Source organism: Rhizobium sp. LC145 (assembly GCF_001005825.1).
Classification (GTDB): Bacteria; Pseudomonadota; Alphaproteobacteria; order Rhizobiales; family Rhizobiaceae; genus Neorhizobium.
Window position 1 is genome coordinate 459,549 of record NZ_LBHV01000001.1, and the last position, 20,944, is coordinate 480,492.

Consider the following 20,944-nt stretch of genomic DNA (forward strand, 5'->3'; position numbering starts at 1 on the left):
CTTTTCGTCTCATGCGACGTCGTGGCAAGCGCAGTCCCGCGCCTCGCGCAAGTGCATGCTCCGCTCAACACGGAGGAACTCATGGCCGATCGCATCGTCGTCTACTGGCGGGATATTCCGGCACAGATCATCGTCAGAAAGGGCCGCCAGGCGGCCAAGCGGGAGCTTTCGCTTCGTTTCACCGAGGCGATCGACATGTGCGCGATGCGCACCGGCGCTTCCGAGACCGACGATTATCTGGCCGAATGGCGCAAGGCCGAGCCCGTGCCCGTCTCGGACGATCTCGAAGCCGAAGCAGACAGGGCCGCAGCGGAGCTGGAGGCCGCCTATGACAAGGAACGGCTGGTGGCGCTGGTGAAGGCCGGAGGCCGCGAGAATGGCTGAAGCAAGACCCGCGATCGGCAATGCCCAAGCGGCAAGCAAGGCCGCGACCGGCGCCTATACGCCCGCCGACGTTTCGCCGAACCGCCGGGTGCAGCGGCGCTATTCGATCCGCCTCTGGTCCGTCAGGCATTCCCGCTTCCTCGAATGGTTCTACAACCGCTTCGCCGAGGTCTTCCTGCTGCTGCACCCGCTCTGGAAGGCGATCGGCTACAAACGGGTGGAGGCACCCGTCACCTTCGTCGAGAAGCGGGTCAAAGGCATGCTCTTCGACTGTCGCATGTGCGGCCAGTGCATATTGTCCTCAACCGGCATGTCCTGCCCCATGAACTGCCCTAAGCAATTGCGCAACGGCCCCTGCGGCGGCGTGCGCGCCAACGGAAACTGCGAGGTGGAGCCGGATATGCCCTGCGTATGGGTCAAGGCCTGGGAAGGTTCGCGCAACATGGCGGGCGGCGACGCGATCTTGAACGTCCAGAAGCCGGTCAACCAGTCGCTGCGCGAGACCTCCTCATGGCTGCGCGTGACGGCGGAAGCGGCCGCACGCCGGCAGGCTTCGAAGGAAAGCCAGGCATGAGCCCCGACATCAACCCGCATGATCCCGGTGCGCCGCTCGATCCCCTGCCCGGCCATTCCTCCCGCGGGCGGCTGGAACGCGTGCTTAGGCGAGGCGAATTCGCGGTCACCGCCGAACTCAATCCGCCCGACAGCGCCGACCCGCAGGACGTCTACGAGCGCGCGGCGATCTTCGACGGCTGGGTGGATGGTATCAACGCGGTGGATGCCTCCGGCGCCAACTGCCACATGTCCTCGGTCGGCATCTGCGCGTTGCTCACCCGCATGGGCTATGCGCCGATCATGCAGATCGCCTGCCGCGACAAGAACCGCATCGCCATACAGGGCGACGTGCTCGGGGCTTCCGCCATGGGCGTGCAGAACATCATGTGCCTGACCGGCGACGGGGTGCAGGCCGGCGATCAGCCGGGCGCAAAGCCGGTATTCGACCTCGATTGCATGTCGCTGCTTTCCACGGTCCGCACCATGCGCGACGAGGCGAAATTCCTCTCCGGCCGCAAGCTCACCACGCCGCCGCATGTCTTCCTCGGCGCGGCGATCAACCCCTTCGCTCCCCCTTACGACTTCCGGCCCTACCGGCTCGGCAAGAAAATCGAGGCGGGCGCGCAGTTCGTGCAGAGCCAGTATTGCTTCGACGTGCCGATGTTCCGCGAATACATGAAGAAGGTGCGCGATCTCGGCTTCCACGAGAAATGCTTCATCCTGGTCGGGGTCGGGCCGCTGGCATCGGCCAAGACCGCGCGCTGGATACGCTCCAACGTGCCCGGCATCCATATTCCCGATTCCGTCATCGCGCGGCTCGAAGGGGCGCAAGACCAGAAGCGCGAGGGCAAGCAGCTCTGCATCGACATCATCAACGAGGTGAAGGAGATCGAAGGCGTCTCCGGCATCCATGTGATGGCCTATCGGCAGGAAGAATATGTCGCCGAGATCGTCCATGAATCGGGCGTTCTGAAGGGCCGAAGGCCCTGGAAGCGCGAAGCGAACCCGACGGACGCGCTCGTCGCCGAACGGCTCGAGCAGTTGCGCGAAGGCCGGGAGCAAAACCAGGAGCAGCTTGCGGATATCGCCGCGCATAAACCCCATTGAGACAGAAATCAGCCGGCTGCAGGAGCCCGGCGTCCCGGAGGACCATATGACCCGCACCATCGTCGCATCCGCCACCCGCGAAGTCGTGATCGGTTTCGATCAGCCCTTCTGCGTGATCGGCGAGCGGATCAATCCGACAGGCCGCAAGAAGCTGGCCGCTGAAATGATCGAGGGCAATTTCGATACCGTCATCAAGGATGCGCTGGAGCAGGTCGCCGCCGGCGCGACGATGCTGGACGTCAACGCGGGCGTCACCGCCGTCAATCCGAACGAGACCGAACCGCCGCTGCTCGTCCAGACGCTGGAAATCGTCCAGAACCTCGTGGACGTGCCGCTCTCGATCGACAGTTCGGTCACCGCAGCCATCGAGGCCGGCCTGAAGGTCGCCAAGGGCCGTCCGCTCGTCAATTCCGTCACCGGCGAGGAGGAGAAGCTCGAAGCCATCCTGCCACTCATCAAGAAATACGACGTTCCGGTCGTCGCCATCTCCAACGACGAGACCGGCATCTCGATGGATCCGGACGTGCGCTTCGCCGTCGCCAAAAAGATCGTCGAACGCGCGATGGATTACGGCATCAAGCCGCACGATATCGTCGTCGATCCGCTCGTCATGCCGATCGGCGCGCTCGGCGATGCCGGACGGCAGGTCTTCCAGCTTCTCTATCGGCTGCGTAACGAACTGAAGGTCAACACCACCTGCGGCCTTTCCAACATCTCCTTCGGCCTGCCGCACCGCCACGGCATCAATGCCGGCTTCATACCCATGGTGATCGGCGCCGGCATGACGTCGGCAATCATGAACCCCTGCCGCCCGCAGGAGATGGAGGCGGTTCGCGCCGCGAACGTGCTGAACGGCACGGACGCGAATTGCGCGACCTGGATCAGGACCTATCGCGACTACAAGCCGGCAGAAGGCGGAGCTGCCGCCGCGGCCGCCCCGATGCCTTCAGCCGGCGGCCGTCGCGGCGGACGCGCGGCACGGACCGGTGCTGCGGCAAGGATGGAATGAAGAGGATGGAATGAAGGTGAAGCCCCCCTCTGGCCTGCCGGCCATCTCCCCCACAAGGGGGGAGAGACTAGAGGGGTCCGCCTCATTCCAAAGATACGACTGAGCTTTTGCCAAATTACGTGCGCATTGAAGAAAGAACGGTGCGGCATGTTTTCTCCCCCCTTGTGGGGGAGATGGCCGGCAGGCCAGAGGGGGAACCTTCAAACGCACGGGGATAGTGATAAATGAACGACGCGCCTTCGAAACCACTGGTCCTCTTCATGCCCTCCGGCAAACGCGGCCGCTTCCCGGTCGGCACGCCGGTGCTGGAGGCCGCGCGCCAACTCGGCGTCTATGTGGAGAGCGTGTGCGGCGGGCGGGCGACCTGCGGGCGCTGCCAGGTTTCCGTACAGGAAGGCCGGTTCGCCAAGCACGGCATCAAATCCGCCAACGACCACCTTTCGCCGGTCGGGCCGAAGGAGGAGCGCTACGACCGCGTGCGCGGCCTGCCGGAAGGCCGGCGCCTCTCCTGCTCCGCCCAGATCCTCGGCGACCTCGTCATCGATGTGCCGCAGGATACGGTCATCAATGCCCAGGTGGTGCGCAAGGCGGCCGACGAGCGCGTCTTCGACCGCAACTCGGCAATCCGCATGTGCTATGTCGAGGTGGAAGAACCCGATATGGAAAAGCCGCTCGGCGATCTCGACCGGCTGAAGGCGGCGCTTGTCGCCGACTGGCATCTCGAAAATCTCGACGTGGATTTCCACTTGATCCCGAAGGTGCAGTCCATTCTGCGCAAGGGCGAATGGAAGGTGACGGCGGCGGTTCACAAGGACCATGACGATGCGCATCCACGCATCGTTGCGCTTTATCCGGGCTTGAAGAACGAGGCCTACGGCATCGCCTGCGATATCGGCTCCACCACCATCGCCATGCATCTTTCCTCGCTGCTTTCGGGCCGGACGGTCGCCTCTGCCGGCACGTCCAACCCGCAGATACGCTTCGGCGAAGACCTGATGAGCCGCGTTTCCTACGTGATGATGAACCCGGACGGGCGCGAGGCGATGACACTTGCCGTGCGCGAGGCGGTGAACGGGCTGATCGACAAGGTGTGCGCCGAAGGCGGCGTTTCGCGGGAAGACATTCTCGACAGCGTTTTCGTCGGCAACCCGATCATGCACCACCTCTTCCTGGGCATCGATCCCACCGAACTCGGCGGGGCGCCCTTCGCGCTTGCCGTTTCCGGTGCCGTGCATGTGAAATCCTCCGAGATCGGCCTGCCGATGAACCCCGGCACCCGCACCTATCTCCTGCCCTGCATCGCGGGCCATGTGGGCGCCGACGCCGCAGCCGCCACCCTTTCGGAAGGCCCTCACCGGCAGGACGAGATGATGCTGCTGGTCGATATCGGCACCAATGCCGAAATCGTGCTCGGCAATGCCGCCCGCACGGTTGCGGCATCTTCACCGACCGGGCCCGCCTTCGAGGGCGCTGAAATCTCCTCCGGCCAGCGTGCAGCGCCCGGCGCGATCGAGCGCGTACGCATCGATCCGATAACGCTCGAACCCCGCTTCCGGGTGATCGGCGTGGAGCAATGGTCTGACGAGCCGGGTTTTGCCGAAGCGGCGGCCGCGACCGGTGTCAACGGCATCTGCGGCTCCGGCATCATCGAGGTGATCGCGGAAATGTATCTCGCCGGCATCATCTCGGAAGACGGCGTGGTGGACGGATCGCTTGGCGAGCGCAGCCCGCGCATCCTGGAGAACGGCCGGACCTTCTCCTATCTGCTACACGACGGCGAGCCGCGCATCACCGTCACCCAGAACGACGTGCGCGCAATCCAGCTCGCCAAGGCGGCGCTCTATGCGGGCGTGAAGCTGCTGATGGACAAGCTCGGGATCGACCATGTCAATCGTATCGGTCTTGCGGGCGCCTTCGGCACCTTCATAGATCCCAAATTCGCGATGGTGCTGGGGCTGATCCCCGATTGCGACCTCACCCGCGTCAAGGCGGTGGGCAATGCCGCCGGCACCGGCGCGCGCATGTGCCTGCTGAACCGCAGCTACCGCCGCGAGATCGAGGAAACCGTCAGGAAGATCGAGAAGATAGAGACGGCTCTTGAACCGAAGTTTCAGGAGCATTTCGTCTACGCCATGGCGCTGCCGAACAAGATCGATCCCTTCCCCAACCTCTCGGCTGCCGTGACACTGCCGGAGCGCAAGGTGCTGGCGGATGCCGCAGGCGAAGGCGGCGCCCGCAGGCGCCGCCGTTCTCGAGAATGAAAAGGTAAGGATCAGGCCGCCGCGGCGATGAAGGAGCCGTAGGCTTCGCGAATGCTCTCGGCCACGGCCTTGGCCGGATGCGAAAGCTGCGGGGTGGTCAGCAGCCGTATGTCGAAGCTCAGGAGCTCCGGCAGGCCTTCCTTCGGCCCGAGTATCTGCATGTCCTCGGTCACATAGGAAAGCGGGAAAGGCGCGATCGCAAGATCGGAGACCACGGCGGCGCGCTGCGCCATCGTATGCGCGCTGGCATAGGCGATGCGATATTGACGCTTGTGCTTTTCGAGCTGCGAGATCGCGTCCTGCCGCCAGACGCAGCCATCCTCCCAAACGGAGATCGGCAGCGGATCGCGCAGATAGGCGGTGCCGCACTTGGCACCAGCCCAGACCAGCTTTTCGGTATGAATCACCTCCCCGATCGTCGGGAACGGCCGCGTGGCGCAATTGATGAGCGTCAGGTCGAGCCGCTGTTCATCCATGCGCTTGCGGAGCTGGATGCTCTGGTCGACCGTGACATCCACCATGATGCCGGGGAACGCTTCGCCGAAATGCTTGAGCACTCTCGGCAGAATGCGTTCGGCAATGTCATCCGGGGCACCGAGACGCACTACGCCTGAGAGCTCCGGCATCACGAAGCGCGACACCGCCTCGTTGGAGAGCGCCAGCATGCGCCGCGCGTAGGAAAGCAGCATTTCTCCATGCTGGGTGAGCGTGACCGAACGGGCATCGCGCAGGAAGAGCGTCGTCTTCAACTGCTCCTCCAGCTTCTTGATCTGCATCGACACAGCCGACGGCGTGCGGAATACGGCCTCGGCGGCCGTGGAGAAATTGCCGGTCTCGGCGATCGCCACGAAGGTTCTGAGAACATCATTGTCGAGAAGCGGCAGCGGGGGACGGAACGGCACTGTCATGACACGTCTCTTTCAATAAATTTGAACTTAAACACCATATCATTTCGTTTGATTGAAAGTCAACCGAGGAGCATATTCGGGTCATCGGATGCAACCCGCATATGCGACCGCCGCGTTGAAACTGAACAGGTCGCTCATTCTCATCCGATCGATTGATGAATTGGCCAGGCCCGAACTCCTGACAATGCCGGCCCATCAAGCCCAAGGAGAATTACGATGACCACGATCAGCTACCATGGAAGCCACGGACGTCCGTCTCCGCTTTCCGCGCTTTTCCGCAACGTGACCGATCTTCCGGCGCGGCTTCAGCATGAATGGCGCCTGCGCCAGACACAGAAGATGCTGGAATCCCTCCCCGCGGAAATTCGCAAGGATATCGGATGGCCCACGAGCGACGCCAGCAACCCCGCCGACCTGCGCGGACGCTGAACGACCCTACTCTGAACGACACATGGCCCGCCGCATAGCACCTGTCGAAGGCTGCGGGCCATGAGTACCCTTCAGAACCCTTCCCTCGCCTTTGTTCCAAGGCTTTGCGGCCATCTCACGATGTCGCAAAAATGTCTTATGCGGGACGCTTAATCCTCTTTTCCGTTACCGCTTTCCATGTCAATGTCGCTTTTGAACTATTCGCAAAGCCGCGATGAACGGCAGCAAAAGGGAACAGCGATCATGGATGTATCGAGCAAGGCTCCCCCCACCAAGAAGCGGTCCATCGTCTTCTACCTGGTGCCTCAATTTACCATGCTGCCGTTCTCGGCGGCCGTCGAGACGCTCCGGATCGCCAACCGGATGCTCGGCTATTCCGCCTATACCTGGCGGCTCTGTTCCGTCGACGGCCAGAAGGTCTATTCCTCGAGCGGCATCGCGCTCGAAGCGAACTCCTCCCTTGCGGACGAACGTCGCAATCTCTCCGGCGAGAACCGCCCGGACATGGTGCTGGTCTGTTCCGGCGTCTATGTCGAGGAATACAACAACAAGTCGGTCAACGCCTGGCTGCGCGAGACCTATAATCGCGGCATCGCCGTCGGCAGCCTCTGCACCGGGGCGCATGTGCTCGCCCAGGCGGGCCTGCTGAACGGCAAGCGCTGCGCCATCCATTGGGAAAACCTGCCGGGCTTTGCCGAAGCCTTCCCACAGGCGGAAGTCTATGCCGATCTTTATGAGGTGGACGGCAATATCTACACCTGCGCCGGCGGCACCGCCTCGCTCGACATGATGCTGAACCTGATCGGCCAGGATTTCGGCGAGAACCTGGTCAACCGCGTCTGCGAACAGCAGCTCACGGACCGCGTGCGCAACCCGCACGACCGCCAGCGCCTTCCGCTTCGCGCGCGGCTCGGCGTGCAGAACTCCAAGGTCCTCTCCATCATCGAACTGATGGAGAACAACCTTTCGGAACCCCTGTCTCTCGTGGAAATCGCCGAGGATGCGGGTCTCTCGCGCCGTCAGATCGAGCGCCTGTTCCGCCAGGAAATGGGGCGTTCCCCTGCCCGCTACTATCTGGAAATCCGGCTCGACCGCGCCCGGCACCTGCTCGTGCAGTCCTCCATGCCGGTGGTGGAAGTGGCCGTCGCCTGCGGCTTCGTTTCGGCCTCGCACTTCTCCAAATGCTATCGCGAGGTCTACAACCGCTCGCCGCAACAGGAGCGCGCCGAGCGCAAGCTGACGATGAGCACATCACGCCTGGGCGTGGCGGCCTGACGGCTGACAGGCAGGTCGCTAAGCCTGCCTGAATTTCCCGCCTCAAGACGAATGGAAGCGCAAGGCGGCGATGCTTCCGGCCGCCTCGCGAAAGGTCAGGCCGCGCCCCTGATGCCCTCGCCTTCCGCTATCCTCGCCTGCATGGAACGTATCTGGACCAGCGTGTCGAGGTTCTGGTTGACGCGGCAATAGAATTCCTCGTCGATGAAGGGGCGCATCATGAAATCGTTGCCGCCGGCCTTCAGGAACCGCGCCGAGAGCAGGCGGTTGGCGGAAGACGACACGCCGATGACGCGCAGCTCATGCGAACCGCGCACCGAGCGGATGCGGCGCGTCAGCTCGAAACCGTCGATATCGGGCATGTTGTAGTCGGTAACGACGAGGCCGATATCGGCGTTCTTCTTGAGGATATCGAGAGCCTTGGCGCCGTTATCGGCGGTGCTGACCCGGAAATTGTAACGCTTCAGACGGCTGGAAAGCAGCGCGCGGGCCGTCGGGCTGTCGTCGACGATCAGCACATGATGGCGATGATTGGTGAGGAAGCGGCAGACGGATTCGGCCAGCATCTCGACGGCGAAGACGTTGTCCTTGATGACGTAATCGACGATGTCCTTGGAAAGCAGCCTGTCACGCGTTTCCTGGTGGAAGGTGCCGGTGAAGACGACGGTCGGGATCGACAGATCGATCAGATATTCCAGCGCCTCGCCGTTTTCGGCGCCCGGCAGGTTGATGTTGGAGATCGCCAGCGTGACCGGCTCGGTGGAGCGGTCATAGGCGAGCTGCAGGTCCTCGAAATTCCTGCAGATCTCCACCTCGATCCCGAACAGCTCCTTGAGCCTGGTGCCGATCATGGAGGTGAAGACGTTGGAATCCTCCGCAAGCAGGATGCGTGAGTTTGCCAGAGATTGGCCGGAATACTGCATCCCGGAAATGCCGAGGAATGTCATGCTGCCCCCAAAGAAAAAATCCCCTGAGGAGAGCGGTAACGGCAACGCTTTGCGGAAGCGTTAATCCGAGCATGGCTCACCTTCCCGGAATCATAAAGGCGGCCCGCAAGCCGCCTTTATCGTCAATGGTTTGTTACCGTCTACTCAAGCGCGCAGGACCGCATTTTCAGTATCGAACGGGCTCTCCGGCACCACGCTCGCATCATAGAGCGTACCGAGAATTCTGATCTTCACGCGGCTGCCGACCGCGGCATATTCCGGCTTCAGCATCGCGAGCGCCACCGACTTGCCGATACGCCAGCCATAGCCGCCGCTCGTCACACGGCCGACCAGTTCGCCGGCTTCGCTGTAGATCGCCTCGGAGCCGCGGGCATCCACATCACTGGTTCCCTCGACGATCAGCGTCGCGAAGTTCCACTTCAGTCCCCGTTCCTTATAGGCAAGAAGCGCATCGCGGCCGATGAACGGCTTTTCCGGACGGATGAAGCGGTCGAGGCCGGACTCATAGGCATTGTATTCGATCGACAGTTCGCGGCCCATGTTGCGATAGGATTTCTCCACCGCCATGGAGACCATGGCGCGGATGCCGAAAGGCTTGATGCCGAATTCGGCCCCCGCCTCCATCAGCTTGTCGAAGATATAGGCCTGCATCTCGATCGGGTGATGCAGTTCCCAGCCGAGCTCGCCCACGAAGTTGACGCGCAGCGCATGCGCCGTCGCCACGCCGACGGAGATTTTCTTGGCGGTGAGCCAGGGGAAATCCTTGTTGTCGAGGCTGGTGCGGGTGAGTTTCCTCAACACATCGCGCGATTTCGGGCCGGCGAGCACGAGCACACCGTATTTTTGCGTAATCGGCTGCAGCGTGACCGAGCCGTCCTTCGGTGCAAGACGCCACAGGAGATCGTGGTCATGCGCTTCCAGGCCACCGGCGGAGACCAGATAGAAGCGATCCGGCGCCCATTCGTAGACGGTGAACTCGGCCTTGACGCCGCCGGCCGGCGTCAGAACGTGAGTAAGGGCGATGCGGCCGCGCTTCTTCGGGACGGCGTTGGCGAGGATGGTACCGAGCCAGGCGCGTGCGCCGGGGCCGGAGACCTCCATCTTCGCGAAGGGCGACATGTCGAGCACGCCGACATTCTCGTGGACATTCCTCACCTCGTTGCCGACATGCTCGAAATAGTTCGAGCGGCGGAACGACCACTTCTCGACGATGCGGCCGTCTTCCAACGGCGGGGCATGGTTATGGTTGGTGATGACATCAGCGCCGACGCCGAGTTGGTCCTTGGGCACTTCATAGCCTGCGGGCGCATACCAGTTGGCGCGCTCCCAGCCGTAAACGGAGCCGAAGACGCCGCCGAGCTTCTTGAGGCGGTCGTAGATCGGGGGCGTCTTCAGCGGACGGGCGGCGGCGCGCTCCTCGTCCGGATAGTGCATGGTGAAGACGTTGGCATAGGCCTCCTCGTTCTTGGCGATAAGGTAGCCTTCCGTCGCATAAGGCCCGAAGCGGCGGGGATCGACGCCCATGAGATCGACGGTCGGCTCGCCATCGACGATCCATTCGGCAAGCTGCCAGCCGGCGCCGCCGGCGGCGGTGATGCCGAAGGAATGGCCTTCGTTGAGCCAGAAGTTCTTGAGGCCCGGCGCCGGGCCGACGATCGGATTGCCGTCCGGCGTATAGGCGATCGCGCCGTTATAGACCTTCTTGATACCCACTTCGCCGAAGGCGGGAACGCGGGCAATCGCCGTTTCGATATGCGGCATCAGGCGGTCGAGTTCCTCCTGGAAGAGCTCGTATTCACTGCTGTCGGAAGGGCCATCGACGTAGCAGACGGGCGCGCCCGCTTCGTAAGGCCCGAGGATAAGGCCGCCCGCTTCCTCGCGCATGTACCAGGCGCTATCGGACTCGCGCAGCACGCCCATTTCCGGAAGCCCTTGCCGGCGGCGCTCCTGGATGGCCGGGTGCGGCTCGGTGACGATATACTGGTGCTCGACCGGAATGACCGGGATATCGATGCCGACCATCTCGCCGGTCTTGCGGGCAAACGAGCCCGTGCAGGAAATCACATGCTCGGCGGTGATCTCGCCCTTGTCGGTCGTTATCTTCCAAAGGCCGTCCGGCTGCTGCTCGATCGCCGTCACCGTCGTGTTGCGATAGATGGTGGCGCCGTGATCACGTGCGCCCTTGGCGAGCGCCTGGGTGAGATCGGCCGGCTGGATATAGCCGTCGTCGGGGTGCTGGATCGCGCCGAGCAGGCCGTCAGTCTCGCAAAGCGGCCAGACTTCCTTCACCTGTTCCGGCGTCAGGATGTTGACCTTGACGCCGATCGTCTCGGCAATGCCGGCATAATACATGAACTCGTCCCAGCGATCCTTGGTGCGGGCGAGACGGATGTTGGAGACCTTGGAGAAGCCGACATTCATGCCGGTCTCTTCCTGAAGCTCCTCGTAGAAGCGGACCGAATACTTGTGAAGCTGGCCCACCGAATAGGAGAGATTGAACAACGGCAGCAGGCCGGCGGCATGCCAGGTCGAGCCCGATGTGAGCTCCTTGCGCTCGATCAGGACGGCGTCGCTCCAGCCCTTTTTCGCAAGGTGGTAGAGCGTCGAGACACCCACCACGCCGCCACCGATCACCACAGCCCGCGCATGCGTCTTCATCAAAGAAAATCCTCTCTGGAACGGAGCGGGCGGCCTTGCCGTCCCACTATCCGTAAAAACTGAAAGGACTATGCAATTCCGGCGGTTTCACCAAACGCCTGATTACGACATGAGGAAAGCTTGACCGCGACGGGCGCCCGAAATGGCGGGTCGGGAGCTGTCAGGCCCCGCCCCGCCCGTCGTCCTCCGGATGCTCCGAAACCATCGGTTTGCCGCGGTGGAAAACGATCTCCTGCTGCGGGAACGGAATTTCTATGCCTTCCTTCTGGAACCGCTGCAGGATGGCGATGCGCAGATCGTTGCGTATCCTCAAGCCCTCGCCGATATCCGGTAGATGGAAGCGCAATTCGAAATCCAGCGACGACGCACCGAACCTCGTGAACTCCACATGCGGCTCGGGAATGCGCAGCACCTCGGGCACTTCGTTTACGAGTTCCAGCAGGATATCGATCACCGTCTGCGGATCGGTGCCGTAGCTGACGGAAACCGGTATCTCGGAACGCTGAATCCTGTTCCTGTGGGTCCAGTTGCCCACCGCAGCATTGATGAGATCCGAATTCGGAACGATGATCGACTGCTTGCGGAAGGTCTCTATCTCCGTGGCGCGCACCGAAATGCGCTTGACGATGCCTTCCGTTGTTCCGGTAACGACATGGTCGCCCACCTTGAATGGGCGCTCCACCAGCAGAATCAGGCCGGAAACGAAGTTCGACACGACATTCTGGAGACCGAAACCGATACCGACCGAAAGTGCGGAGGCAACGAGAGCAAAGCTCGAAAGATCGATGCCGGCGGCGGAGACGCCGACAAGAACCGCCATCCCGACGCCGAGATAACCGATGCCGGTCTTCACGGAATTTCGCACGCCCGCATCCACCTGGCTGCGCGCCATGATGTTGCCGTCGATCCAGTTCTGAACCCACCGGGTGAGGATGTAGCCGACGCCGAAAACGAGGATGCCGCCGAATATGCCGATTAGCGAAATCGAGATATTGCCGATGCGGAATCCGGTGAAGAAGCGATAGACCCAGGATTCGATATCCGCGAGCTGGAAGCCCCAGGTGAACAGGATCAGCGGAATGCCGAAGATCAGGGCAAACGCATAGATCCCGAGGCCGGCGGCCAGTCCCGCCTGATCGAGCGCCACTTCGCCGAATCGGAAACGCTCGGCGAGCCGTGTCCCGACCACCGTATGAGCAAATGCGCCCTGCTTTGCGACCGCCTTGCCCGACAGGATGCCGATATAGATCGTGACCAGAACCGCGCCGGTGAGCACGATCTGGGTGGAGGCGAAACGGGCGAAGCCGACATAGCCGGTGATGACCGCAAAGATGAGCAGCAGGCCCATCAGCCGCAGAAGGATCGTTATCAGGCGCGGCCATGGAGCGCCCGGCGCATCCGGATCGTTCCCCTCTTCCAGAACCGGCTTCAGGAATGAAATGGCGATCAGGATAAGACCGATGACGATCGAGGCGATCAGGCTCTTGACGATGGTCAGGACCAGAGGAGAGTTCAGCGCCTCGCTGATCGTGCCCAGCAGATAATCCAGGCCGTTGACTGCCGCCATGCCGAGCACCGCCCAGCTCAACAGCCGCGCGCCGCTGTTCGTCAGCCGCACCAGTCGCCAATCGGGATCGCCCGGCGAAAGCACGGCATAGGTGAGCCGCCAGACGAAGCCCACGAACCAGATCAAGCCGGCGAATGCGGCGATGATCGGGGCGATGTCCGGGCGCAATACATTGAAGCCGTCGAGGAACAGGAAGGACGCCACCAGAAAGGCGGTGAGCGAAATGTTCTGAATGACCGTCGACCAGAAGGCGACGGAAAGCCGCTTGATATAGGAGGGCTTGTCGAGACCGTTTTCACGGCGGATGAAGCGGCCAAAGAGCCGATATCCACCGACCAGGAAGAGGAGTGCCGCACCGAAAGACAGCACGATCGCGCCCAGGAGCTGAAGCGTCTTGTAACGCCATGCGAAGCTGACCCAGCTTCCGAGCGTGTTCCAGAAATTGCCGACTTCGTGCACGAATGCCTGGCCTGCCTCGGTGAAGAGCTCGGGCGTCAGCTCCGTGTGGCGGAACAGCGTCTGGGTGAACAGCGTGCGGCGGAGATTGGTGATCGTATTGGCAAGCTGGGTGGCGCTGCTCGAAAGGTTCGTCGCATCATCCACGATGGTGTTGATCTGAACGCGCTCGTTCAGCAGCCGGTTTCTTTCCTCGGTCACCAGCGGAGGCTCCGGCGGCTGCCCCTGCTGCGGCGGCTCGCCCAGATCCGTCAGGCGAGCCTGGATCTGCTGGACGCGGGTATTCAGCGATTCGGATGTGCTCCGCATCTCGCCGACGATTTCCTCAGCTTCCAGGCGCAATTCGGCCAGCCGCGCATCATCCTGCGCATCCTCCTGCACCTTTTCCCGGAAGGAAGTCAGGCGGTCGCGGATCGCCTGCAGCTTCCCGCGCATCTGATCGTTGATGGAGTCGACGGTGACGTCCGCCGCCGCGGGCTGGGTAGCTTCCGTCGCCGCGGGTTGCTGTGCCGCCGCGGAAAACGGAACGGCAAGCTGCGCTGTAAGAAGGGCGCCGCAAAGCGCCGCAATCAGCACGCGCGATGCGCGCCGTGCTCCAAGATGGGTCGTGCTGGTATCGGCCAAGGCGTTTTCTCTTCTCTTCCCTCGAGATTCGCGGGGAAAATAGAACGACTTCAAGGCGAAGAAAAGGAATGCAACCCCGGATACCCTCCCCGAAAGTCCGGAACCATACGAAAACATAGCGCGTTAGGCCCCGCGGGGAGCTTCATGGGACCTTCAACATAGGAACAGATACATGGAAGACGCAGGTATCGGCTGGATCGCGGCCATCATCATCGGCGGCATTGCCGGCTGGCTCGCAGAGCAATTCATGAAGAGCAATATGGGCGTGCTCATGAACATTCTGCTCGGCATCGTCGGCGCGATCGTCGCCAATGCCATCCTGGGCTTGTTCGGAATAGTGCTCGGCGGCTGGATCGGCTATCTCATCGCCGGCTTCATCGGTGCCTGTATCCTGATCGCCATAGGACGAGCATTCCGCCGATAGTTTTCAAAACCCAGCGCCGGGCTTCGACAGGTAATCGAGCTCGGCGCTCGTGGATTCCCTTCCGAGAAATCGATTGCGGTGCGGAAACCGCCCGAACTGGCTGATCACCACGCGGTGACGCTCGGCATAATCGAGATATTCGACATCGCCCAATGCCTTGAAAAGCTCCACCGAGCGGTCCTGATCCGATAAGTCCTCGGAATGCTCGAAAGGCAGATAGAAGAAGCCGCGCTTTTCCGGCCTGACGCCGAGATCCGCCCCCGCTTCGACGGCAAGCTTCGCCTCGCGCAGCGCAATCCAGTCGGTGGCGAATGCGAGCGGCGTGCCGCGATAGATGTTGCGCGGAAACTGGTCCAGCACGATGACGGCGGCAAGGCGCTCGTCCGGAGAGGAACGCCAGGCTTCCGCATCGCCGCGCGCCAGCGCCAGATGCGTGGCGACAAAGCGGCTGCGCACGATCTCATCGAGCCCGTCGCCAGGCGCGAACCATTGCTCGCGATTCAGCTCCTCGAACCAGAAGGAAAGCACCTCTTCGGGCGTCTTCACCAGATCTGCGGACACGCGTCTCTCCCTCCGTTCAATCGAGCCGAAGCCCGGCAATATCCTTGCCCAGGATTTTCGCGAGCGCCTCGACCACCATGTTGTGATCCTCGCGCTGCGGCAGGCCGGATACCGTGACCGCGCCGATACAGCCGGTGCCGGTCACGAAAATGGGGAAACTGCCGCCATGGGCGGCGTAATCGGCCGAGGCAAGGCCGTATTTCCCTTCCATCGTGGCATTCTGCTTGGCGAGCATGAGCCCTATTGCATAGCTCGAACGGAAGAAGCGCAGCGCAACGGCGCGCTTGCGGCGTATCCATTGGGCATTGTCCGGCGTCGAACCCGGCATGGCCGCATAGAAGGCCGGCATGGAATGGAGCTGCACGTCGATCGCCACGCCGAGACGCCGCTCTTCCGCCATTTCCCTGAGCAGCGATCCGAGCCGCCAGGCCGCAGCGAGATCGAAACGCTCGAAACGGAGCGCCTCTTCCTGTTCGGAAATGCGGGCGATATCCTCGTCGACAGCCATGCCTTGCTCTCCTTTTGTCGAGCCGGCATTGATGGCCGCAAAGACGGGGAAAGTAAAGCTGCGCCGCCTGCCAGCCCTTCACTGAAACGTGGAATACATTCTGTCGCAAGGACCAGTAATTAAGCGACGGCAAACGGAATCACAAAATCATGGCCAGAAGGGTGCGCCGTCTAGTCCTGCGGTTTCCGGCAAGCCACAAATCAGGTTCGCGTTCTGCACGGCTTGACCAGCCGCCCCCTTGCCGAGATTGTCGACCACGCCCATCGCGATAACCAGATTGCGCTGGGGATCAGCGGCATAGCTGACGAACGACAGATTCGAGCCGGTCGCCCATTTTGTCTGCGGCGGCCTGTCGGTCACGCGCACGAAGGCACGGTCGGCATAGAAGCGCCGGGCCGCGTCGAGGCATTGCTCCGTGGTAGCTTGGCCCCGGCAGTAGATGGTGACGAGGATACCGCGCGTCATCGGGATCAGGTGAGGCGTGAACACCAACCCCTCCGCGCTGCCGCCGCTCAGCCGCTCGATAGTGCTGGCGATCTCGGGCATGTGGACGTGTTTAAGCAGACCGTAGGGAATAAGATTCTCGTTGCTCTCGGCATAGCCGAATTTGCTATCGCCACCGCCCCGTCCAGCGCCGGAGATGCCAGTCTTGGCGTCGATCACAATATTGCCGGGTTCGATGAGCCCATTGACCAGCAGCGGTGCCAGCGCCGCCAACGTCGCCGCGGGAAAGCAACCGGGATTCGCGATGCGAGTTTGGCCCTCGATCCGATCCGGCCAGATGTCAGCCAATCCGTAGGCCCAGTTCTCGGCATAGCGGTGGTCCCCACCAATATCCACGATCTTCACGTTGCCGGGAACGCGAGCCAGAGCCTCAGCGGAAGTGCCCGTAGGCAATGACGCGAACAGCACGTCGAGTTTCGGTAGAGCTGTGGGGTCCCATTTTTCTATCACCAGGTCGGCGAGCCGGGCAGGCACACCGGGAAAGCGTTCCACCAACCGGTTGCCAGCACTGCCCTCGCCCGCAGCATAGACCAGTTCTAAAAATGGGTGGCTCGCGATTAGGCGCATCGCCTCGCCACCGCCAAAGCCACTAATGCCGACAATGCCAGCGCGAATGTTCATGATGCTGTCCTTCTGGAACGCGGATAAAATAAAACCCCGAAGCCGAGGGCTGCGGGGGTTCAGGAAAGCGGGCCGGAGCCGCTCCGGTGCGTGCGACCTATGTTGAGGCAGTCACCACACAGACGGAAGCTGATCGACGCGCAGCCCAAAAGCCACCGCTTTCGTGCAGCGGCGTCGGCAACGGTCACAAAGGTTCTGGTTCCTGAACATGACTTTCATCACTGACGCCACACCTATTAATAGTCAAGCCGAATGTCGTCTGCCCATCCTAAGTCGACATTAGGTTGTCGCGAAGTTCCCAACCAAAGGGGGAGTTCTGCGACCGAATTTTACGATGTTTCAAAACCAATACTCCGCGACAGGCGAGTGCGTCGAATGCTTTACGAAGATATTTCCAACAAGATAAACCGTCAGAGATGCCTTAGCTTTTGGTAGCGGTATTAACTTGGATTCCACATCTAAGTTATGGGCTGGGCGCCGCCAACCCGTTTCTATTCGGCGGCGACGAGGTCGCTGCCGGCATCCGGGAAGAAGGCCGAAAGTTCCGCAACAGCCTGGCCGACCCTTTGAAGAAGCTCACCGGACGTGATCCGGTAATCGGTAAAATCGCGATCGGATGCGTAGACAGCGGTCGGCAGCGTGTGCGCCATGAAGAAGCCGAAGAGTGGCCGAAGCTGGTGCTCCACCATCAGCGCGTGACGGTCTCCCCCGCCCGTCGCGGTGATGATGACCGGCTTGGCGCGGAGCTGATCGGGATCGATCAGATCGATGAAATGCTTGAAAAGGCCCGGATAGCTGCCCTTGAAGGTGGGAGCGCCGATCACCAGCACGTCGGCGGAGACGATCTCCTCCAATATCCGCGCGCCATCGGCGTCCAGCCCGGAGCGATGCTGCGCCAGCCCGAGCGAGGGGCCGATATCGGTAAGATCGTAAACGGACGTCGCGAAGCCATATCGCCCGGCCGCGCGGGCTGCGACATGGTCTATGAGCGCGAAAGTCTTCGAAGGGCGGTTATAGCTGCCGGCGAGTCCGACCAGTTTTCGAGGCGACATTCAAGATTCCCTCTCGATCTATCGGGAACAGACTAGCGGCGCGCACCGCCATTGAAAGGAACGGAACCTCCCGCGGCAACCCGCGGAAGAGAAAATCATGCTCAAGGTGCGGCAAGGCCCGGATGGTTACCGCGCGTTTGCGAAGCGCCGGGAGTTCAGGTCCACGTCCGCCGCGATCGCCTCCGCCACGCGTTGGGCCTGGAGGCGGATATCCGGGACGGCGGTGATTTCCCAGAACTGCCCCGCCGTCAGCGCGCCGGCCGCATACAGCCCCGGCTGGATCTGCCCGTCCGGCGCAAGCACATGCGACCGCGCATCGACACGGATGCCGAGACCCAGTTCGTCCATGGCGATCATGTCGCGCGCCCGCATTGCCTGCAGCAGCGGCGAATGACCGATGCCCGCCCGCTCCATGCCCGTACAGTTGACGATCCAGTCCGTATGGAAGGAGGCGATGCGGTCGCTTCCGCGCTGGCGATAGCGGATTTCGGCGCCCTCGCCGGAAGGCTCCATCGCTTGCAGGAAACCGGCATGCACGACGACCGTGCCGTCCCTCGTGAGCGCATCGAAACGCGAGGCGATCTCGGGCGCGATGCGGTGGCGATGGATGTTCCACCAGGCGAGCGCATGGCGCAGGAAACGGGAGCGCTGCTCCTTCGAAAGCTCCTGCCAGAGCGCCTGGGTCTGCGGCCTCAATCCATCCATTACCCCGCGCCAATCTGCCCCTTCCCTCACCTGGCCGCGCAGGTTCTTGAGAATGGCGCTGATCTCTCGGCTTGCCTCGGGCAGCTCCGGCGGAACGGGCACGGAGCGGCGCAGCAGGTGCGCATGCGGCACGAGCCCGCGGCGCGAAAGCACGTGGATGCGCCCGCGATGCCCCCGGCTGCGCAGCGCCAGAACCTGATCGATCATCGTCAGGCCAGAGCCGAGAATGCAAACATCCTCGCCGCGCAGGACCCTCGAAAACCAGCCGAGCCGCCATGGGTTCTGGACGATGCGGGAGCGAACCTCGTCGGCGATGCGGTCCGGCTTCAGCGGCAGATCGGCATTGCCTACGCCGAGGCAGAGGACGACGTTTCGCGCCGCGAGTTCGTTTCCATTATCCAGGCGGAAGACGATGCGACCGTTCTCCGTACGAACGCATTCGGTGGCCTTGGCCTTGATGAATTCGATCTGCGCGCGGCCGCGGCGGGGACGCAGGAGCGAAGCCAGCGTATCGCGCAGATAGAGCCCGTAATCGCCGCGGGTGGCGAAATCGTCCGGCGTCACCGTCCTGCCGCGCCGACGGAGCCATTCGACGAAATCGTCCGGCGCATCGGGGAAGACACTCATGCGCGCGGCCGGGACGTTCAGCCGATGCAGGTAGAATTCGGTGCGATAGGCGGTTCCACGGCCGAAGCCCGGATCGTCCCCCACCACGGCAATGGTGGAGGATGGAGGCAGAAGGTTCAGGAGGTTGATGGTCAGGGCGATCGCGGAAAATCCGGAGCCGACGACGGCGACATCATGGATCAAGCACACTCTCCTCGTTATTGCGCAAGCGAAAGGGCTGCCATGAACCCGCGCCGAGGATCGAGTTTCCTCCTTCCACGGCCACGGCCTCATCTCTACCAATCTAATAGAGATTAGGAAGGAGTAAAGGCCGATTTCTCGCGCCGGCTTGGAGCGAGGCTAACGCACGAGCGAATGGATGGAGGAAAGAAGCATTTCGTGAGCGTAGGGCTTGGGCAGGAAGACCGCATCCACCGGCAGCAGCATGGGATCGAGCCACTCCACCCCAGAGGTCATGATGATCCCGACATTCGGCCGCAGCGCCCGCACGCGGCGTGCAAGCTGGATACCGTCCATGGAGCCCGCCATGTTGACGTCGGTGAGAACGACGTCGATATCCGGGCGGTTGCGGAACAGGGCCAGGGCCTCTTCGGCATTGCCGGCCTCCAGCACGAGGTGGCCGACCTCCTCCAGCGCATCCAGCACGGTGAAGCGGATAAGCGGTTCATCCTCGACGATCAGCACGACAGCACTTGGCAGCATCCCAAGCCTCCGGTTCGCGGCCCTTTCGGAGCCGCAGTATCGGCGTCGCTTTTCTATTCGGCAGAGCGCCCCTCGACCTTTGTCACCACAAAGTCCCTGATAATATAGGAGAAAATGGGGCCGCTGGCACCCCCTGCCCTTTATGGGCTTTAAAGGACGCAAACGCGCCGGCTTGAATGTCACCCCAACCGAGGGGCGGACGCGCTCATTTTTTGCTTGCCAAGCCCGGCGAAATATTTTGTACCACGAGACGGTCGCGACCGACCGCCATTCAAAATATCGCCATCCAAGTAAAAGCCTCATCATGGAAATCTTCACCGCGGCCGGTTTAACGGCGCTCCTTCAGGTCATTGCCATCGACCTCGTTCTGGCGGGAGACAATGCCATCGTCATCGGCCTCGCCGCGGCAGGCCTTCCCGCCCACCAACGCAACAAGGCGATCCTCGTCGGGATCATCGCGGCCACGATCCTGCGCATTTCGTTTGCGACAGTCACCGCCTATCTGCTCGGCATCGTCGGGCTGCAGCTTCTCGGCGGCCTGCTGCTCGCGTGGGTCTGCTGGAAGATGTGGACGGAACTGCGCTCGGCCGAGCAGAGCGCCGCGCACGCACTTTCCGCCGAAGAGGCTGAGGAAACGAACGTCCCGCGCAAGACCTTTCTCCAGGCGGCGACCCAGATCGTCATCGCCGACGTTTCCATGTCGCTGGACAACGTGCTGGCGGTCGCAGGTGCTGCCCGCGAGCACACCTCGGTGCTGATCATCGGTCTCGTTCTCTCGATTGCCCTGATGGGTCTTGCGGCTAACCTGGTTGCACGGCTCCTCCACCGCTATCGCTGGATCGCCTATGTCGGCCTTGCGGTGATCGTCTATGTCGCCGGCAACATGATCTATCACGGTTTTGTCGAGGTCTGGCCGCACGTCCAGCAATGGCTCGCATGATCCGGCGCTGACCGCTTCCGCAGAAGACCCGCCCGCCCCATGGCGCGGCGGGTTTTCTTTTTCCGCTACCGTCCAGCCATCGGGGAACAAAATTTCCTTCCACGCGTTCGGCTGCAGCGG

Annotated in this window: 19 protein-coding genes; 9 read left to right on the plus strand and 10 right to left on the minus strand. The window is 62.3% G+C overall.

Features of this window, described 5'->3' with window-relative positions:
* The first annotated feature begins 81 nt into the window (after positions 1 to 81).
* The 5 genes from YH62_RS02375 to YH62_RS02395 all read left to right on the plus strand — a co-directional run bounded on the left by YH62_RS02375 (position 82) and on the right by YH62_RS02395 (position 5,316).
* Entirely contained in the window at positions 82 to 384 is a 303-nt protein-coding gene (locus tag YH62_RS02375; protein WP_046792534.1) for a virulence factor, read from the plus strand.
* Positions 377 to 958 (plus strand): methylenetetrahydrofolate reductase C-terminal domain-containing protein, encoded by a 582-nt coding sequence (locus YH62_RS02380; RefSeq protein ID WP_046792535.1) that lies wholly within the window; start codon positions 377 to 379, stop codon positions 956 to 958. Before YH62_RS02375 ends, YH62_RS02380 begins: the two co-directional genes overlap by 8 nt.
* On the plus strand, positions 955 to 2,046 hold the full coding sequence (locus tag YH62_RS02385) for a methylenetetrahydrofolate reductase (protein ID WP_046792536.1): 1,092 nt from the start codon (positions 955 to 957) through the stop codon (positions 2,044 to 2,046). Before YH62_RS02380 ends, YH62_RS02385 begins: the two co-directional genes overlap by 4 nt.
* A 46-nt stretch (positions 2,047 to 2,092) precedes the next feature.
* The gene (locus YH62_RS02390; RefSeq protein WP_046792537.1) at positions 2,093 to 3,055 is read left to right on the plus strand and encodes a methyltetrahydrofolate cobalamin methyltransferase; all 963 of its coding nucleotides are present in this window, start codon (positions 2,093 to 2,095) and stop codon (positions 3,053 to 3,055) included.
* A 224-nt stretch (positions 3,056 to 3,279) separates the two neighbouring features.
* Entirely contained in the window at positions 3,280 to 5,316 is a 2,037-nt protein-coding gene (locus tag YH62_RS02395) for an ASKHA domain-containing protein (RefSeq protein ID WP_046792538.1), read from the plus strand.
* 11 nt (positions 5,317 to 5,327) lie between these two features.
* Here the strand turns inward: YH62_RS02395 and YH62_RS02400 are convergent, their stop codons facing one another.
* Complete coding sequence (locus YH62_RS02400; RefSeq protein ID WP_046792539.1) at positions 5,328 to 6,224, minus strand: LysR family transcriptional regulator; 897 nt, start codon at positions 6,222 to 6,224, stop codon at positions 5,328 to 5,330.
* A gap of 216 nt (positions 6,225 to 6,440) precedes the next feature.
* Here YH62_RS02400 and YH62_RS02405 point away from each other — a divergent pair, with 216 nt between their 5' ends.
* Positions 6,441 to 6,653, plus strand: a complete 213-nt coding sequence (locus tag YH62_RS02405; protein WP_046792540.1) for a hypothetical protein — start codon at positions 6,441 to 6,443, stop codon at positions 6,651 to 6,653.
* A gap of 243 nt (positions 6,654 to 6,896) precedes the next feature.
* Positions 6,897 to 7,928, plus strand: coding sequence for a GlxA family transcriptional regulator (locus YH62_RS02410; protein WP_046792541.1), 1,032 nt, complete (start codon positions 6,897 to 6,899; stop codon positions 7,926 to 7,928).
* Between the two features lie 95 nt (positions 7,929 to 8,023).
* Here the strand turns inward: YH62_RS02410 and YH62_RS02415 are convergent, their stop codons facing one another.
* The 3 genes from YH62_RS02415 to YH62_RS02425 all read right to left on the minus strand — a co-directional run bounded on the left by YH62_RS02415 (position 8,024) and on the right by YH62_RS02425 (position 14,180).
* Positions 8,024 to 8,875: a response regulator gene (locus YH62_RS02415; RefSeq protein ID WP_046792542.1), complete on the minus strand. Its 852-nt coding sequence runs from the start codon at positions 8,873 to 8,875 to the stop codon at positions 8,024 to 8,026.
* 144 nt (positions 8,876 to 9,019) lie between these two features.
* On the minus strand, positions 9,020 to 11,533 hold the full coding sequence (locus YH62_RS02420) for an FAD-dependent oxidoreductase (protein WP_046792543.1): 2,514 nt from the start codon (positions 11,531 to 11,533) through the stop codon (positions 9,020 to 9,022).
* Between the two features lie 160 nt (positions 11,534 to 11,693).
* Positions 11,694 to 14,180: a mechanosensitive ion channel family protein gene (locus YH62_RS02425; protein WP_052760329.1), complete on the minus strand. Its 2,487-nt coding sequence runs from the start codon at positions 14,178 to 14,180 to the stop codon at positions 11,694 to 11,696.
* Positions 14,181 to 14,352: 172 nt separating this feature from the next.
* Between YH62_RS02425 and YH62_RS02430 the strand changes: the two genes are divergently transcribed.
* Positions 14,353 to 14,604: a GlsB/YeaQ/YmgE family stress response membrane protein gene (locus YH62_RS02430; RefSeq protein ID WP_046792544.1), complete on the plus strand. Its 252-nt coding sequence runs from the start codon at positions 14,353 to 14,355 to the stop codon at positions 14,602 to 14,604.
* 3 nt (positions 14,605 to 14,607) lie between these two features.
* On the opposite strand, the gene YH62_RS02435 is transcribed toward YH62_RS02430, so the two are convergent.
* The 6 genes from YH62_RS02435 to YH62_RS02460 all read right to left on the minus strand — a co-directional run bounded on the left by YH62_RS02435 (position 14,608) and on the right by YH62_RS02460 (position 19,884).
* Positions 14,608 to 15,165, minus strand: coding sequence for a DUF924 family protein (locus YH62_RS02435; RefSeq protein ID WP_046792545.1), 558 nt, complete (start codon positions 15,163 to 15,165; stop codon positions 14,608 to 14,610).
* Positions 15,166 to 15,181: 16 nt separating this feature from the next.
* Complete coding sequence (locus tag YH62_RS02440) at positions 15,182 to 15,673, minus strand: heme-degrading domain-containing protein (protein ID WP_046792546.1); 492 nt, start codon at positions 15,671 to 15,673, stop codon at positions 15,182 to 15,184.
* Between the two features lie 147 nt (positions 15,674 to 15,820).
* Entirely contained in the window at positions 15,821 to 16,798 is a 978-nt protein-coding gene (gene argC / locus YH62_RS02445; protein WP_046792547.1) for an N-acetyl-gamma-glutamyl-phosphate reductase, read from the minus strand.
* A gap of 491 nt (positions 16,799 to 17,289) precedes the next feature.
* Positions 17,290 to 17,850 carry an FMN reductase gene (gene msuE / locus YH62_RS02450; RefSeq protein WP_046792548.1) on the minus strand — a complete coding sequence of 187 codons (561 nt, stop codon included), beginning with the start codon at positions 17,848 to 17,850 and terminating at the stop codon, positions 17,290 to 17,292.
* Between the two features lie 126 nt (positions 17,851 to 17,976).
* On the minus strand, positions 17,977 to 19,371 hold the full coding sequence (locus YH62_RS02455; RefSeq protein WP_046792549.1) for an FAD/NAD(P)-binding protein: 1,395 nt from the start codon (positions 19,369 to 19,371) through the stop codon (positions 17,977 to 17,979).
* 150 nt (positions 19,372 to 19,521) lie between these two features.
* Positions 19,522 to 19,884, minus strand: coding sequence for a response regulator (locus YH62_RS02460; RefSeq protein ID WP_046792550.1), 363 nt, complete (start codon positions 19,882 to 19,884; stop codon positions 19,522 to 19,524).
* Positions 19,885 to 20,188: 304 nt separating this feature from the next.
* Here YH62_RS02460 and YH62_RS02465 point away from each other — a divergent pair, with 304 nt between their 5' ends.
* Positions 20,189 to 20,824 carry a TerC family protein gene (locus tag YH62_RS02465; protein WP_046793006.1) on the plus strand — a complete coding sequence of 212 codons (636 nt, stop codon included), beginning with the start codon at positions 20,189 to 20,191 and terminating at the stop codon, positions 20,822 to 20,824.
* The last annotated feature ends 120 nt before the right edge of the window (positions 20,825 to 20,944 follow it).